This window comes from Snodgrassella sp. B3800 (assembly GCF_026535865.1).
Classification (GTDB): Bacteria; Pseudomonadota; Gammaproteobacteria; order Burkholderiales; family Neisseriaceae; genus Snodgrassella; species Snodgrassella alvi_E.
In genome coordinates this window covers 65377-82229 of record NZ_JAFNPH010000004.1, presented here as the reverse complement: position 1 = coordinate 82229, position 16853 = coordinate 65377, and the positions used below count along the sequence as shown (strand labels likewise).

Here is a 16853-nt window from a genome sequence, read left to right as displayed (position 1 = left end):
TATTCATAATTTTTCTTCAATCTTCTATGGGTTTTTCTTTTGCTACCGTATCTATCAGATGCGAAATACTCATACCCCGTTCAAGAGAATCGTCATAAATAAACGTCAATTCAGGTGTTCGGAAAAGAGTAATTCGCCGCGCCAGCTCACTGCGTAAATAGCCTCTAGCATGTTCTAAAGCTTCTTCAGTAACAGCACGTGTAGCGTCATCCAGCACCGTATAATAAATAGTAGCGTGGCTATAATCACGAGTTACTTCAACTTCATTAATCGTAATAAAACCGGCTCTCGGGTCTTTCAGCCCCACACGTACCAAATTGGCCAACTCACGCATAATTTGCTCTTTGACACGATCCTGACGTGCATAACCGCGTTGTGGTTTGCGCATAATCATTCCTTTCTGTGAACAGGCAAAGAATACAGGCAGCCCAAAATATCCTTTTAGGCTGCCTGTTACTGCTCATTATCTTCAAAGTTTACGGGCAACCTCAACCACTTCAAATGCTTCCAGCTGATCACCTTCCATAATGTCATTATAGTTTTTCAGCATCAAACCACATTCAAAGCCCTGCCGTACTTCTTTAACGTCGTCTTTGAAACGTTTTAATGAAGCCAGTTCGCCAGTATGAACAACCACATTATTACGAATCAAGCGTACATGCGAGTCACGTTTAATTAAACCATCCGTAACCATACAACCAGCAATATTGCCTACCTTAGATACCGTAATAACCTGACGGATTTCTACCGTACCGATTACATTTTCTTTCTGCTCAGGTGCTAACATGCCACTCAAAGCAGCTTTCACATCATCAATAGCATCATAAATAATGTTGTAATAGCGGATTTCAATACCTTCATGCTCAGCCAGCTTGCGTGCAGTAGCATCAGCACGAACATTAAAGCCAATAATCACAGCACCGGATGCAATCGCCAAATTAACATCAGATTCGCTTACACCACCTACACCACTGTGCAATACATCTACACGTACTTCATCAGTAGATAGTTTACGCAAGCTTCCAGCCAAAGCCTCATACGAACCCTGTACATCGGCTTTAATGATAATCGGCAGACTTTGTGCCTGATTTTCACCCATGTTATTAAACATGTTTTCCAGTTTGGCTGCCTGTTGCTTGGCTAAGCGTACATCGCGGTATTTACCCTGACGGAACAATGCAATTTCGCGAGCTCTTTTCTCATCGGCCAGTACGATGAAATCTTCACCTGCATTAGGCACATCAGATAATCCCAGAATTTCAACTGGAATGGATGGGCCGGCAGCAGCAATAGTTTTGCCATTCTCATCCACCATAGCACGTACACGACCAAAAGTTGTACCGGCCAAGACCACATCGCCTTTGTGCAGAGTACCACTTTGTACCAGCAAAGTTGCCACAGCACCACGACCTTTATCCAGCCGTGATTCAACAACAATACCTTTAGCAGCAGCATCAACCGGTGCTTTCAGTTCCAGCACATCCGCTTCGAGCAGTACTGCTTCCAGTAAAGCGTCAATATTCGTACCCTGCTTGGCAGAAACATCGATGAACTGTACATCACCACCCCATGAATCCGGTACCACTTCATGTGCAGTTAGTTCTTGGCGAATACGTTCCGGATTAGCGCCTTCTTTATCAATCTTGTTTACAGCCACAACCAAAGGTACTTTGGCTGCTTTAGCATGAGCAATCGCTTCTATCGTCTGCGGCATTACACCGTCATCAGCGGCCACAACTAGAATAACAATATCAGTAGCCTGAGCACCACGAGCACGCATAGCCGTAAATGCTTCATGCCCCGGAGTATCCAAGAAGGTGATCACACCACGAGGCGTTTCAACATGATATGCACCGATGTGCTGAGTAATACCACCGGCCTCACCCTGTACCACACGGGCACGGCGAATATAATCCAATAAAGAAGTTTTACCATGGTCTACATGACCCATTACTGTCACCACCGGTGGACGTGGCAATGCTTCAGCTTCAGTAACAGTCGTATCCTCATCCAGAAATGCTTCAGGATCATCTGCTGCCGCAGCCTTACCGATATGACCCATTTCTTCTACCACAATCAGGGCGGTTTCCTGATCCAATGACTGATTAATGGTCACCATCATGCCCATCTTCATCAGGGTCTTAATCACTTCAGCTGCTTTAACGGCCATTTTATGAGCCAGCTCTGCCGCCGTGATGGTTTCCGGTACCAGCACTTCATGTACTACCGGTTCTGTAGGTGCTTGGAATGCATGCTGGTTCGGCTCTAGTTTAAGCTGTTTCTTACCACCTTTTTTACCACCACGTCTACGGCTGTCTTCGCCATTACCCATATCTGTTCCGCGACGGTTTTTACCTCCGCGAGCAGATTTATTTTTAGGCATATCATCTTCACGCTGATGACGTTGCTCATCTTTTTTGCGCCGTGAGCCTGAATCAGTCCCGCTATCCGCAGCTTTGACAGAAGCGCTGCTAACTGATTTCTTCTCAGTCGGTTTAGCCGAACGTACTTCTGCAGATTTCTGCTCGCTGGCGGCTTTGCTTTGTTCCATAGCTTGTTGCTTGGCCGCTTCTCGGCGCGCCTGACGCTCTTGCTTCTGTTTCAGCAGCATTTCACGCTGTTCTCGTAAAGCCTCTGCTCGACGTGCTTCTTCATCGCGTTGAGCTTGCTCTTCCGGACTAATAATCGGTTTGGCTGCTTCGGCCACCAAAGCAGCCAAATCCACTTTCTTCGCATTATTACGATTACGATTGCGTTTGGATTTGTGCTGCTCATTTTTATCTGCTGCTTTTTTATCAGCAGAAACTTCTGCCTTAGGAGGTACCACTTCAACCTGCTGCTGTTTAACTTCTTGTTGTTTCACTTCCTGTTTTACCACTTCTGTCTGCACAGCCTCCACTTTAGGTTTTGGTTCGGTTTTACTGGCCGTGGCTGCTGCTTTCAAACGCGCCGCCTCTGCAGCTGCGGCAGCTGCAGATTCTTCTCTGCGTTTGGCTTCAGCCTGCTCTTCAGCGGCTTTTTTCGCCTGTAGCTCAGCTTCAGTATCTACCTTAACTGGTTCTGATTCCTGTTTTACAGGTGCCTGCTTTTCTTCAGACAAACTGACCTGCTGTTCTTCAGGTGGCACTACAATACGGCGACGACGACGGGTTTCAACCTGTACCCCACCTACCGTACTCTTTTCGGCCTGCTTCTTACGATTCAGTGTGATGGTACCGGCAGACTGACTACCATTAGACTGCTTTAAATAAACCAGCAACTGTTTCTTATCTTCAGCAGTCAGTTTATCTGATGCTGTCTGTTTATGTACTCCTGCTTCGGCCAGCTGTGTCAACAGTCTAGTAGTAGACATATGTAGCTCCGAGGCAAATTGTTCTACAGTTATTTGATTACTCATTCGCGTACCCTCATACTTCGTCAAACCAGTGGGCGCGTGCAGCCATCACCACTTTCTTGGCGGTTTCCTCATCAATGCCAGTAATTTCAATCAGTTCATCAACTGATAGCTCAGCCAGATCATCACGGGTTTTAATTCCCTCATTAGCCAAATCATGCAGCATCTCCTGATCGACACCCTCAAGATTTTTCAGGTCGTCATCCATGCGTTCCAGCTGCTCTTCAGAGGCAATGGCCAGAGTCAGAATCGCATCACGAGCACGGTTACGCAACTCTTCAACTGTGCTTTCATCAAAACCTTCAATTTCCAGCATTTCCTGAACAGGCACGTAAGCCACTTCTTCCAGACTAGTAAATCCTTCTTGAACTAGTACTTCGGCCACATTTTCATCAACACCAAGATTGTTTATAAAGAGTTCACGTATAGCCTTATCTTCGGCTTCGTGGCGTTCCTGCGCCTCTTCCACAGTCATAATATTCAATTGCCAGCCAGTCAGTTCTGCGGCAAGGCGTACATTTTGACCACCACGACCAATCGCCAGTGCCAACTGGTCTTCAGCTACAATCACATCTACAGAATGGTGATCTTCATCAATCAGAATGCGCGTAACCTCAGCTGGGCTTAATGCATTAATCACAAATTGAGCGGTTTCAGGTGACCACAACACCACATCTATACGTTCACCAGCAAGCTCCTCAGTAACCGCATTCACACGAGAACCACGAACACCGATACAGGTGCCTTGCGGATCAATGCGGGCATCATTTGATTTCACCGCTATTTTGGCGCGTAAGCCAGGATCACGAGTGACTTCTTTAATTTCTAGCAGACCGTCCTCAATTTCGGGCACTTCCATTTCAAAGAGTTTCAGCAAAAATTCACGCGAAATACGCGTCAGGATAACCTGATTGCGATTGCCGATCTGGTCGACACGTAAAAACAAAGCTCTTACACGGTCTCCATTTCGAAAATTTTCCCGAGGAATCATCTGATCACGCGGCAGCAATGCTTCCAATCGTCCGATTTCCACAATAGCACCATGCCGTTCCATACGTTTAATCGTACCAAGAACCAGATTATCTTTGCGTTGTAAGAATTCATTTAAAATCTGTTCGCGTTCTGCATCACGAATGCGCTGCAGAATAACCTGCTTAGCGGTCTGTGCACCAATCCGGCCAAATTCAACATTCTCAATTGGCTCTTCATAATATTCACCAATTTGGAGCGTTGTATCCGGAATTTCTTCCTGTATTTCTTCAATCGTTTTCTGAATATCCGGATACGTATAATCCTCATCCGCCACAATCAGCCAGCGGCGAAAACTGCGGTAATCGCCAGTATTGCGATCAATCACTACCCGCACATCCATATTTTCACGCTCGGTTTTTTTCTTAGCTGCACTGGCCAGAGCAAACTCCAGTGCACTAAATACTACTTCTGTATCAACGTTTTTCTCACTTGCCAAAGCTTCGGCCAGTAGTAAAATTTCACGACTCATTTAATTCTCCTTGCAAGCCTGCGCTTACAACAATATGAAAATTTAATTTAAAAATCAAACTCTGGCTTTAAACGTGCTTTGTCAACATTCTGCCATTCAATACATACCGTTTTACCGGCTGCAACCGCTGCACGTTTGGCCCTGCGTATCTCATTCGCCTCTTCCAGCGTAATACTAATCAAACCATTATCATCAATACCATTGATGCGACCGATAAAATTTTTCTGGCCATCAATCGGCAAACGGGTTTTAATCTTAGCCAGTTGTCCTGCAAAACGTGCAAAATCAGCAGGCTTAGTCAGTGGACGATCCAAACCAGGACTGGAAATTTCCAGACGCTGATAATCAACATCTTCCACCGCCAATACACGACTTAAGTGGTTGCTAACAGCTACACAATCATCCAGAGAAATGCCGCCTTCAGCTTTATCAATAAAGACCCGTAAATCTCCTTGCGAAGTCAGCTCATAATTCACCAACTCATAGCCCAGACCTGGCAAAGTTTTTTCCAAAATGCCCTGAATATCCATCTGTGCTCCGTAAAAACAAAAAAATGGCCTCAGGGCCATTTCTCAATAATTCGAAAAATTTCTTTATTTTAACTCATTGTTGAAAAAAAAGAAACCACCTGCCATTATTTTGATTGCCCATATAATGCGATAAAACTAGACATATCAATCAATTGTATCGGTTCTTATATTCTTATAACTTCTTAAAAGTCCGATCATAAAAAACTTTTAGCTTAACCCTTGGTTTTATTACAACAATACTTGCCACTACCTTAACTTAAACTGTCTGAAAACAGCATATTTACCACAAATAAGCACTCATTCCACACCTAGAGCACACATCAAGGTCTAATAAACAAAAAATCTATAAAAACCCAGTATTAAGGGATTGGCTAAACCCCATGTTGAGACTAAACTGCTCCCCCTGTTAAACACATCAATAGGGTAAATAAATGCGTATACAGTTTTCTGCCAATACGACAATGACACTTGCAGCATTGGGCATTGTCTACGGCGATATTGGCACCAGCCCTCTGTATGCCTTAAAAGAAAGCTTTCGCGCATCTTCTTTAGCGCCCATTGAAGCAAATATATTAGGTTTTGTTTCTCTTATTCTCTGGTCATTGCTGCTAATAGTCACCCTAAAATATGTACTTTTTATTTTGCGAGCTGACAACAATGGTGAAGGTGGAGTGGTAGTCCTCATGCAACAGGCTATGCGGCATCTAAAAGGTAAACCAGTCTGGATTGCAATGATGATGGGGCTTACCGGCACAGCATTATTCTACGGAGATGCCATGATTACCCCTGCTGTTTCTGTACTTTCAGCTGCTGAAGGCCTGACCGTCATCAATGAAAGCTTTCGGCCATACGTAATGCCGATAGCACTGGCAATCCTATTCGGATTATTTCTGATACAAAAAAAAGGCACTCATAAAATCGGCAAATTGTTTGGCCCTGTTATGCTAGTTTGGTTTAGTGCCATCGGCTTGATAGGTCTCTATCAGATAGTACAGGCACCAAGAATAATTCTGGCATTCAATCCCTACTATGGCATCAAATTTGCCATCGATCATGGCTGGGATGGCTTTATCGGATTGGGTTGTGTTGTATTAGCTGTTACTGGTGCTGAAGCTTTATATGCCGATATGGGGCATTTTGGTCGCCAGCCCATTCAAACAGCATGGATTAAAATAGTGTTGCCAAGCCTGATAGTCAATTATCTGGGACAGGGAGCATTGATTATGCATAACCCAACGGCAATTAATAACCCTTTCTATCTGAGTGCTCCACACTGGTTATTAATCCCATTGATCATACTTGCTACCTTCGCAACCATTATTGCCAGTCAAGCTGTTATAGCTGGTGCCTATTCTCTCACTCGTCAGGCCATTCAGCTTGGATTCGCACCACGCATGAACATCATCCATACAAATAATGAAGAAATTGGTCAGATATATCTGCCATTAGTCAACTGGTTATTACTAACCGCCGTTACCTTAGTTGTGTTGGCTTTTCATGATTCTGAACATCTAGCCTCAGCCTACGGCATTGCTGTTACCGGAACCATGGTCATTACCTCATGCCTGTTTTGTGTTGTCATGATTAAAAACTGGCACTGGCCTTTACCCATTGCAGTAATGCTTACCTCATTGTTCCTTTGCTTTGATCTGGTTTTTTTCAGCAGCAATCTATTGAAACTTATCCATGGAGGCTGGTTTCCCGTAATGGTAGCTTTGATTGTCGTTACCCTTTTTTCTACCTGGCGCCGTGGACAATGTCAATTGCATCAGGCACAGCAGAGCAAAGAATTTTCACTTGATAACTTTGTCGAAAATCTACATGACTACCCACCACAGATAGTTACAGGTAATGCCGTATTTATGGTATCAGATCCATTCAGCGTACCTCGCGCATTACTTCACAACCTTAAACATAACAAAGTCTTACATAGCTACAATGTCTTGCTCAGTATCAAAACCAAAGAAATACCTTATGTCGCCGATAATGAACGCATTGCCATGAAGCAGATAGGGCCACGTTTTACCCGCGTAATTGCAAATTACGGATTTCAGGAAACCGCCAACATTAGCCACATTCTGTCATTAATGGCCGAACAAGGCATCACACTTGATACCATGGACACATCGTTTTTTCTTTCTCATGACAGCATCGTCGTAGCTGCTCGAACCAAACATGGCAATATGGGACGCTTACGCGCCCGCATATTTAAATGGCTATATAAGAACAGCGCAACAGCTACAAACTACTACCATATCCCTGCTAACCGTGTAGTCGAACTGGGCGCTCAAGTAGTCATTTAACCAACATACCCGTTACTAAAACAGGAAAAATTTATGAGTATTAAAATTGGTATTGTCGGTGCTACAGGATACACAGGAGTAGAATTACTGCGCCTTCTTACCCACCACCCCGAAGCAGAAATCATTGCCGTTACCAGCCGAAGTGAAGCAGGAATAAAATTAAGTGATTACTTTACCAGTCTGCGTGGGCAGTACGATGATCTGATGTTTCAACATCCAGAACAAGCCTGTTTAAAGGATTGTGACGTCGTTTTTTTTGCTACTCCCAATGGCATAGCTATGCAGGAAGCACCACCTTTACTGGCACAAGGTGTAAAAGTTATTGACCTATCAGCGGATTACCGCATCAAAGATGTTTCTCTGTGGCAACAATGGTATCCATTTACTCATAGTAGCCCAGAATGGGTTGCGAAAGCTGTATATGGTCTGTGCGAACTAAACCGCAGAACCATCGCCAATGCGCAATTAGTAGCAAACCCAGGCTGTTATCCGACCTGCGTCAGCCTGCCTTTAATCCCATTGCTGCAAAAGCAATGCCTGATTGATAATCAGCCAGTAATAGCAGACTGCAAATCTGGCGTTTCCGGTGCAGGGCGCAAAGCGAGCTCCAGCAATCTGTATGCTGAATGCAGCGATAATTTTAAGGCTTATGGCATCAGCGGCCATCGTCATTTACCCGAAATTAGACAAACCCTTAATCATCTACACCCCCAGATGGGAAACAATCTAGTTTTTGTTCCCCACCTCACCCCCTTGATTCGCGGCATGCATGCCACCATATATGTACAGGTAAAAAATGGTTACAATCCAGCCAAAATGATTGATGAATACTATTGTAACAGTCAGGTAGTAGACGTCATGCCAGTTGGCAGTACGCCGGAAACTCGGTCTGTTCGCGGAGCAAATCTTTGTAGAATCAGCGTACAACAAGCTCCTGAAAATAATACATGGATAATTCTGTCGGTCATAGACAATCTAGTTAAAGGCGCAGCGGGACAAGCAGTTCAGAACATGAATATCATGTATGGGCTGGACGAAAGCTGTGGATTAACATTTGCTCCCCTATTGCCATAATAGCCGGCAGGATAGACAATCCAGTATGCACTTATCTTTTAAAAGGAATTGCCATGTCAGAAACCGATATTGAAACACCCATTGTATTTACCGAAAGCTGCTGTACCAAAGTTAAAGATTTGATTGCTGAAGAAAATAACCCCGATCTTAAACTGCGGGTATTTGTAACTGGAGGAGGTTGTTCTGGTTTTCAGTATGGCTTTACGTTTGATGAAATCGTAAATGAAGACGATTTTGAAATTGAAAAAGACGGATTAACCTTTTTGATTGACCCAATGAGTTACCAATATCTTGTCGGAGCAGAAATTGATTACTCCGAAAGCCTGCATGGTTCGCAATTTGTCATCCGCAATCCCAATGCTACCACCACATGTGGCTGTGGTTCATCTTTTTCTGTTTAACCCTAAAACTTTAAAAGCAATTCAATTAAAATAAATCAAAATTAACTAAATTTAAAAAAACATCAACCAGCCAAAACAGGCTGGTTTATTTTTTAACTAAACAATGAACATTAAAATATAATTAAATTGACAAGTTTTAAAAAAATTTGTCATCTTCAATAAAATGTAAAATAACAAGTTATTTACATTAGAATTTTTATACCAAGCTTATAATAATCAAGGTGCCAGAGCAGTAAAGGCCTTTCTTACTTAATAATAAATTAATAAGGAGCTTTACCATGAACCATGATTTAAAAAAATGCCCAGTTACCCACCTGACCACCGATCAGGGTGCCCCGGTATCTGATAATCAGAACAGTCTCACCGCCGGTCCTCGTGGCCCATTATTGGCACAGGATCTGTGGCTAAATGAAAGACTGGCTAATTTCGTGCGCGAAGTCATTCCCGAACGACGAATGCATGCCAAAGGTTCTGGCGCATTTGGTACATTTACTGTCACACACGATATTACACAATATACATGTGCCAAATTGTTTAGTCAGATTGGCAAAAAGACCGAAATGTTTGTTCGCTTTTCAGAAGTAGCAGCCGAACGTGGCGGCGGCGATGCAGAAAGGGATATTCGAGGATTTGCCATGCGTTTCTACACCGAGCAAGGCAATTGGGACATAGTTGGTAATAACACACCTGTTTTTTTTCTGCGCGATCCTCGCAAATTTCCGGATTTAAACAAAGCAGTCAAACGTGACCCACGTACCAACCTGCGGAGCCCTACTTATAACTGGGACTATTGGACACTGCTTCCCGAAGCCTTTCATCAAGTCACTATTACTATGTCAGACAGAGGCATTCCAGCTAGTTACCGTCATATGCATGGTTTTGGTTCCCACACCTTCAGCTTTATCAATGCCAACAAAGAACGATTTTGGGTTAAGTTTCATTTCCGTACCCAACAAGGCATCAAAAATCTTACCGATGAAGAAGCTGCCAACATCATGGGACAGGATCGGGATAGCCATCAGAGAGATCTCTACAATGCTATAGAAAAAGGAGATTTTCCAAAATGGACTATGTACGTTCAAATCATGCCCGAAACTGATGCAGAAAAAGTACCTTATCACCCATTTGATTTATCCAAAGTTTGGCCACATGGCGATTATCCGCTTATCGAAGTAGGCGAATTCGAACTAAACCGTAATCCCGATAACTATTATCTTGATGTTGAACAAGCTGCTTTCGCCCCCAGCAATTTGGTTCCGGGCATAAGCGTTTCACCCGATAAAGTATTGCAGGCTCGTTTATATAACTACGCAGATGCTGCTCGTTATCGCGTTGGCGTAAATCATCATCAGATACCAGTAAATAAAGCCCGTTGTCCCGTATTCAGCAATCATCGTGATGGCTTAACTCGAGTGGACGACAACTACGGTAGTCTGCCACATTACGAACCAAATAGTTTTCATCAGTGGCAAGAACAACCTGAATTCAGAGAACCACCATTAAAAATACACGGAGATGCAGACTTCTGGAATTTTCATGAAGACGATAATGATTATTTCAGTCAGCCGCGAGCTCTTTTTAATCTGATGAGTGATGCTCAAAAACAAGTATTGTTTGAAAATACCGCACGAGCTATGGGGGATGCACTTGATTTTATTAAATATCGCCACATCCGCAATTGCCATGCCTGCCATCCTGATTATGGCGCCGGTGTAGCCAAAGCCTTAGGGATGACCGTTGAAGATGCGCTGGCTGCGCGCAGCAGCGATCCAGCTCAAGGTTGCGCGGTTTTAATTTAATTATTCATGTCTATCAGAAATCCTTAAATATTTAAAACTAAGGATTTCTGATTTCTATTTTTGTTTTTAAATATTGTTTAAAACTTAAAATAAATCGATAGTCAAAATAACTGATGAAAAGAATAAATAATATCAAACAATTAAAAAGAAATATTCTAATATTTTATTAGTCTAATTTCCATGTTTTTTTTAGTAAATAGATGGCTGTTAAATAATAAATTATAAAATCTAGAAATCTAAATTGCCATAATCTGTATGTATTTATTATTTCAAGATATATCTATTATCATTTTCTTGTTTAGTTTCAATCATAGTGTTTTATTTTTAAACCTAGCAAGCCAAAAATATGTTATTAACCACATGAAAAATTTAATAATTTAAATATTCGTTTTCCTTATTCATTATATCTTTTCCGATCTAAGCCTGAATCTAAATATGACTATAAAGTTATAAATCTTTTAATATAATAATGATAAACTTAATTTTAATATGATTAGAGAGAAACTTGAAATAAATATTAGAGTTTATAATTAGCAAATTATTTAAATATTATTTCATAGACATTAATTTTGTAAGACAAATATATATAAAACTCTTTTTTTAATTCATTATATATACTTAAATTTAATTATCCAACTCTATACCATTTAAATATTAAAAATTATAACTAACTAATAAATATAATAACCACATAATTTTTAAACTATTCTAGGTGTATTAATTTTTAAGAATTTGTGTTAAATTATAATAAATTATACTAACTTATTTACTCACACCTATGCAGCCATCTTCGGAATCATCTGAAACATCCTCAGCACAAAAAAATAATATTGCTTTGTCAGCACTCGTTTTACTAGCCCACTATCATGGTATTGCAGTCAATCCGGCAGATATAACGCATAAATACACAGAAAAAGAAGATTTAAATGTTGAGCAATGGCTTCTTGCTGCAAAAGATTTAGGGCTGAAAGCAAAGCTGGTAAAGCATCGTATAGAGCGGCTTTCATTAGTAGCATTACCAGCAGTAGTCTGGCGGGAGGATGGACAACATTTTATTTTAGCCAGAGTAGATGGCGACCGGTATCTGATACAGGATATAGCACAGGGCAAACCGGTTATACTCAGCCAAGAAGAATTTGCACAGCGTTATTCTGGTCAACTGATTCTGGTTACTTCTAGAGCATCTGTACTTGGGCAATTAGCTAAATTTGATTTCACATGGTTTATTCCTGCTGTAATTAAATATCGCCGGATTTTTCTGGAAGTATTGGTAGTATCGGTTTTTATTCAGCTTTTCGCTCTGGTGACGCCTATGTTTTTTCAGGTGGTCATGGATAAAGTTCTGGTACACCGCAGTTTCTCTACTCTTGATGTTATTACCTTTGCATTACTAGTAATTATTATTTTTGATGTAGTCCTCAGTGGTCTGCGTACTTATGTCTTCGCCCATACTACCTCACGTATTGATGTCGAATTAGGCGCAAGACTCTTTCGTCATCTTTTAAGCCTGCCTCTGGCTTATTTTGAACATCGCCGAGTAGGTGATACGGTGGCAAGAGTACGGGAGCTTGAGCAAATCCGTAACTTTTTAACTGGGCAAGCTCTGACCTCTGTTCTGGATTTGTGCTTTTCATTTATATTTCTGATAGTCATGTGGTTTTATAGTGGTTGGCTTACATTGGTAGTGATTATTTCACTCCCCTGTTATGCCTTCTGGTCCGCCACCATCAGTCCCATACTACGTTCTAGACTGAATGAAAAATTTGCGCGCAATGCTGATAATCAGTCTTTTCTTGTTGAATCGGTAACTGCCATTGGTACGATCAAAGCCATGGCTGTAGAACCTCAGATGACCAGACGCTGGGATCAGCAGCTCGCAGCTTATGTCAGCTCTGGCTTTCGTGTTGCCCGACTGGCTACTATAGGCCAGCAAGGCGTACAGTTCATCCAAAAAATGGTCACACTTATTACTTTATGGCTTGGCGCTCATCTGGTAATTAAAGGTGAACTCACTGTAGGACAGTTGATCGCTTTTAACATGCTTGCAGGACAAGTAGCCGCTCCGGTTATCCGTCTGGCTCAGTTGTGGCAGGATTTTCAGCAGGTGGGTATCTCTGTATCCAGACTTGGGGACATTTTAAATACCCCAACAGAAAATCCCACTTCACGAATGGCCTTACCCAATATTAAAGGACAAATCGAGTTTGAAAAAATCTCATTTCGCTATCGTCCAGATGGTGCAGAAATTCTACGTGATTTGAATTTAAAGATTAAGCCGGGTGAAATACTAGGCATTGTTGGTCGTTCCGGTTCTGGCAAATCTACATTAACCAAACTGGTGCAACGATTATATACGCCAGAGCGTGGACGGGTACTGGTTGATGGTAATGATTTAGCACTGGCAGATCCTGCGTGGTTACGTCGTCAGGTAGGCGTTGTTTTACAGGAAAACGTTCTGCTAAATCAGAGTATCCGCGCTAATATTGCACTTGCAGATCCTGGCATGCCGTTAGAAAAAATAATGTATGCAGCAAAAATGGCTGGTGCACACGATTTTATTATGGAGTTGCCTGAAGGATACGACACAATTGTTGGTGAGCAAGGTGCAGGATTGTCTGGCGGACAACGACAACGTGTTGCCATTGCTAGAGCACTGGTTGGAAATCCGCGTATTTTAATACTTGATGAAGCGACAAGTGCGCTAGATTATGAATCTGAACGTGCAATAATGAAAAATATGCAGGCTATTTGTAAAGGTCGTACCGTTTTGATTATTGCTCATCGCTTATCTACAGTGCGTATGGCTAATCGCATTATTGCCATGGATAAGGGTAGCATTGTAGAAGAAGGTACTCATCAAGAATTACTGGCTAAACCAGATGGCTATTATCGCTATTTATATCAGCTGCAAAACAGCTGAAACGAATCAGAATAAGAAATTAATATATGAGTATTCGCATTCAAGCATTTAAAGATTTCCTGCAACGTTATAGCACAGTATGGAAAAATGTGTGGGCCGTACGGTTTCAACTCGATCCACCTAAACGCGATAAAGATGAACGTGCCTTTTTACCAGCACATCTGGAATTAACCGAAACTCCTCTATCCGCAGCACCAAAGTGGACCGCTCGTCTGATTATCCTGTTCGCAGTAATCGCTCTTCTATGGGCTTTAATTGGTAAGCTGGATATTGTTGCAGTGGCCACGGGCAAAACAACACCAGGTGGACGCAGCAAAGTTATTCAACCATTGGAAACTTCGGTAGTTGATAAAATTGCAGTAAAAAATGGCGACCATGTAAAAAACGGACAAGTACTTGTCGAGTTGAGTGGCATTGGCTCTGACAGTGATTATGCACAATCGGAAAAATCTTTACAGGCGGCTCGTTTGAATAAATTGCGTCTGGAGGCTGTAATCCGCGCATTAGATTCTCATCAGACTCCTATACTGGATAAGGAGCTTGCTACGCAGTGGCACCTTAATCCCGATCAGATTACAGAAGCACAATCTCTGGCTTTAAATCAGTATCAGACTTGGTTTACTCAAGATGCACAATTGCAAACGGTGCTGCGTGAACATCAGGCTCAGCTTCAAGGTACTCAGTCTCAGGTAAGCAAGCTGGAGCAAACTACCGCCATTGAACAAAGCCGTACATCAGACTATAAAGACTTACTGGCCCAAAATTTTGTTTCGAAACACGCTTACTATGAACAGGAAAGCAAATTTATTCAGAATAAAAATGATTTAGCCAGTCAGCGCAGTCAGTTACGGCAGATACAGGAAAGTATTCGTGAAGCAGAGCAAAATCGTCAATTACAAACCAGTACACTCAAACGAGATACGCTAGATCAGCTTCGACAGGCAAACGAACAAATACAGCAACTCACTCAAGCAACAGAAAAGGCTTTACAACGCAAACAGCTAATGACTTTGAAATCCCCTGTTGATGGTACAGTACAGCAGCTAGCCACCTATACTGTGGGCGGTGTGGTGACTGCTGCCCAACAAATTATGGTGGTGGTACCTGATCAGGATCAGATGGAAATTGAAGCATTGGTATCAAATAAAGATATCGGTTTTGTCAAAGCTGGGCAGAATGCAGTTATTAAAATCGAATCTTTCCCCTACACTCGTTATGGTTATCTAACCGGCAAAGTAAAAAATGTTAGCTTTGATGCTATTGAAGATGAAAAACTAGGCTTAGTGTTTGCTGCAACAATTGTTCTAGACAAAAATTATTTAGTGATTGATGGTAAAAAAGTTAATTTGACTGCAGGCATGAATGTCACAGCTGAAATTAAAACCGGTAAGCGTCGCGTTATTACTTATTTATTAAGCCCGTTACAAACCAAAGTAGATGAAAGTATGCGAGAACGCTGATGCACAAAAATTACCCCTTTAATTGCAGAAAATTTATCTTTGCTTTACTTGGCTTCGTATTTTTACACTCTAATGCACAGGCATTTGATTTATTCGAAGCTTGGCAGGCCGCAATAAATTACTCTGCAGATTATGCTGCGGCACAAAGTGAGCGGGATGTACAAAAGGAACAACTGCCACAAACTCGAGCTGCTTTATTGCCGCAGGTAAATACTAACTATATATACCAGAAACAACCTTCCTCTTTATCCAGTACGACTCAGACTCACGGATGGAATGTTCAGGCAAGTCAATCATTATTTGATAAATCCAAATGGGCACAATATCAGCAGGGTAAAATCACGGCCAGCATGGCTGATTGGCAGCTGGAAAATGTGAAAGAAGATTTACTTTTTAAAGTTGCTAAAGCCTATTTTCAGGTTTTATTGATAGAAGACAAATTGGTTTCAATTGAAAAAGAAAAAGAAGCTTACGCCATGCAAATCAAACAGGCTAAAGCTTTATTCAATAAGGGTGCGGCCACTATTGTAGACACCAATGAAGCTCAGGCAGGCTATGAAGCTGCCCGCGCGAAAAAAGTCAGTAGTATGACGGATTTGTTGGTAGCACAAAATAATCTAGCCAATATTACAGGATTGGATCCCAAACAAATAAAGCGGTTGAAACACACCGATTTTGGTGATTTACTTGGGAAAACAAGTAAATCAGACTGGTTGATGCTGGCACAAAAAAATAATCCGGAATGGCAGCAGCAAAAACTGGCTCTGCAAAATGCCAAACAGGCTTATATTGCCGCCAAAGCTGAAAACTGGCCTAAACTAACTCTAAATGGTGGGTATCAGGATAATCATCAGATTCAGCAGTTTTATGGCATGGATCATGGCACGCGAAGTAAAGGAGGTATTGTAACCGTTCAACTTTCAATGCCTTTATTTTCAGGAGGAATGATTCACAGTAAAATCAAGGAAGCAGCAGCCAAAGAACAGCAAAATAAATTTCAACTAATTGCTACTGAACGTAAAATTAAGCTAAACATAGATCAGGCTTATCAAACAACTATGGGTAATCTATACCAGATTCAGGCCCAACAACAATTATTGAAAGCCAATGCAGTAAAACTTCAAGCTACGCAATTGGGACGTAAGGTTGGCATACGAAGCAATTTGGACGAATTACAGGCTTTGCAGGCCAAAGCTGATGCAGAGCAAAAACTGGCAGAAGCACAGTATAGCTACATTACTACATATATTCAGTTACTGCAAAGTGCAGGTATCCTGACACAAATTAACGAACAGAAAAAACTGCATAAATTGCTTTATTAAATATATTCCCCCTTGATGAATCAAGAACTGAAATTATATGAATAAATTAGAATATATTGAATAACAAATATTTACGTACAATGGAAAGATATTTTTAAAAAGTTTTTTCCGAAATTCTAATTATTCAGAGTATTTCTTTTGACGTATTT

11 protein-coding genes are annotated in these 16853 nt (G+C 41.6%); 7 read left to right on the top strand and 4 right to left on the bottom strand.

The window, feature by feature from the left end; translation table 11 throughout:
- Positions 1-16: 16 nt before the first annotated feature.
- The 4 genes from rbfA to rimP all read right to left on the bottom strand — a co-directional run bounded on the left by rbfA (position 17) and on the right by rimP (position 5425).
- Positions 17-388, bottom strand: a complete 372-nt coding sequence (rbfA, locus tag J3U64_RS07165; protein ID WP_100141364.1) for a 30S ribosome-binding factor RbfA — start codon at positions 386-388, stop codon at positions 17-19.
- A gap of 81 nt (positions 389-469) precedes the next feature.
- Entirely contained in the window at positions 470-3397 is a 2928-nt protein-coding gene (gene infB, locus J3U64_RS07160) for a translation initiation factor IF-2 (RefSeq protein WP_267408759.1), read from the bottom strand.
- Positions 3398-3407: 10 nt separating this feature from the next.
- On the bottom strand, positions 3408-4895 hold the full coding sequence (nusA, locus tag J3U64_RS07155) for a transcription termination factor NusA (RefSeq protein WP_267408758.1): 1488 nt from the start codon (positions 4893-4895) through the stop codon (positions 3408-3410).
- Positions 4896-4942: 47 nt separating this feature from the next.
- A complete protein-coding gene (gene rimP / locus J3U64_RS07150) occupies positions 4943-5425 on the bottom strand; it encodes a ribosome maturation factor RimP (RefSeq protein ID WP_100141306.1) in 483 nt (160 codons plus the stop codon).
- A 431-nt stretch (positions 5426-5856) separates the two neighbouring features.
- Between rimP and J3U64_RS07145 the strand changes: the two genes are divergently transcribed.
- From J3U64_RS07145 to J3U64_RS07115, 7 genes are all read left to right on the top strand, one after another.
- The gene (locus tag J3U64_RS07145; RefSeq protein ID WP_267408757.1) at positions 5857-7728 is read left to right on the top strand and encodes a potassium transporter Kup; all 1872 of its coding nucleotides are present in this window, start codon (positions 5857-5859) and stop codon (positions 7726-7728) included.
- A gap of 33 nt (positions 7729-7761) precedes the next feature.
- Positions 7762-8802: an N-acetyl-gamma-glutamyl-phosphate reductase gene (gene argC / locus J3U64_RS07140; RefSeq protein WP_267408756.1), complete on the top strand. Its 1041-nt coding sequence runs from the start codon at positions 7762-7764 to the stop codon at positions 8800-8802.
- A gap of 53 nt (positions 8803-8855) precedes the next feature.
- Positions 8856-9203 carry an iron-sulfur cluster insertion protein ErpA gene (gene erpA / locus J3U64_RS07135; RefSeq protein ID WP_100141308.1) on the top strand — a complete coding sequence of 116 codons (348 nt, stop codon included), beginning with the start codon at positions 8856-8858 and terminating at the stop codon, positions 9201-9203.
- Between the two features lie 278 nt (positions 9204-9481).
- On the top strand, positions 9482-11002 hold the full coding sequence (locus J3U64_RS07130) for a catalase (protein WP_100157124.1): 1521 nt from the start codon (positions 9482-9484) through the stop codon (positions 11000-11002).
- Positions 11003-11780: 778 nt separating this feature from the next.
- Positions 11781-13922, top strand: coding sequence for a type I secretion system permease/ATPase (locus J3U64_RS07125; RefSeq protein ID WP_267408755.1), 2142 nt, complete (start codon positions 11781-11783; stop codon positions 13920-13922).
- Positions 13923-13954: 32 nt separating this feature from the next.
- Positions 13955-15382 (top strand): HlyD family type I secretion periplasmic adaptor subunit, encoded by a 1428-nt coding sequence (locus J3U64_RS07120; RefSeq protein ID WP_267408855.1) that lies wholly within the window; start codon positions 13955-13957, stop codon positions 15380-15382.
- Entirely contained in the window at positions 15382-16704 is a 1323-nt protein-coding gene (locus tag J3U64_RS07115) for a TolC family protein (RefSeq protein WP_267408754.1), read from the top strand. The genes J3U64_RS07120 and J3U64_RS07115 overlap by 1 nt, the downstream gene beginning before the upstream one ends.
- Positions 16705-16853: the final 149 nt, after the last annotated feature.

Coding starts and splice junctions, on each gene's coding strand:
- rimP (WP_100141306.1), bottom strand. CDS start 5,425: ATGGATATTCAGGGCATTTTGGAAAAAACTTTGCCAGGTCTGGGCTAT.
- J3U64_RS07115 (WP_267408754.1), top strand. CDS start 15,382: ATGCACAAAAATTACCCCTTTAATTGCAGAAAATTTATCTTTGCTTTA.
- J3U64_RS07125 (WP_267408755.1), top strand. CDS start 11,781: ATGCAGCCATCTTCGGAATCATCTGAAACATCCTCAGCACAAAAAAAT.
- J3U64_RS07130 (WP_100157124.1), top strand. CDS start 9,482: ATGAACCATGATTTAAAAAAATGCCCAGTTACCCACCTGACCACCGAT.
- infB (WP_267408759.1), bottom strand. CDS start 3,397: ATGAGTAATCAAATAACTGTAGAACAATTTGCCTCGGAGCTACATATG.
- J3U64_RS07145 (WP_267408757.1), top strand. CDS start 5,857: ATGCGTATACAGTTTTCTGCCAATACGACAATGACACTTGCAGCATTG.
- nusA (WP_267408758.1), bottom strand. CDS start 4,895: ATGAGTCGTGAAATTTTACTACTGGCCGAAGCTTTGGCAAGTGAGAAA.
- rbfA (WP_100141364.1), bottom strand. CDS start 388: ATGCGCAAACCACAACGCGGTTATGCACGTCAGGATCGTGTCAAAGAG.
- argC (WP_267408756.1), top strand. CDS start 7,762: ATGAGTATTAAAATTGGTATTGTCGGTGCTACAGGATACACAGGAGTA.
- erpA (WP_100141308.1), top strand. CDS start 8,856: ATGTCAGAAACCGATATTGAAACACCCATTGTATTTACCGAAAGCTGC.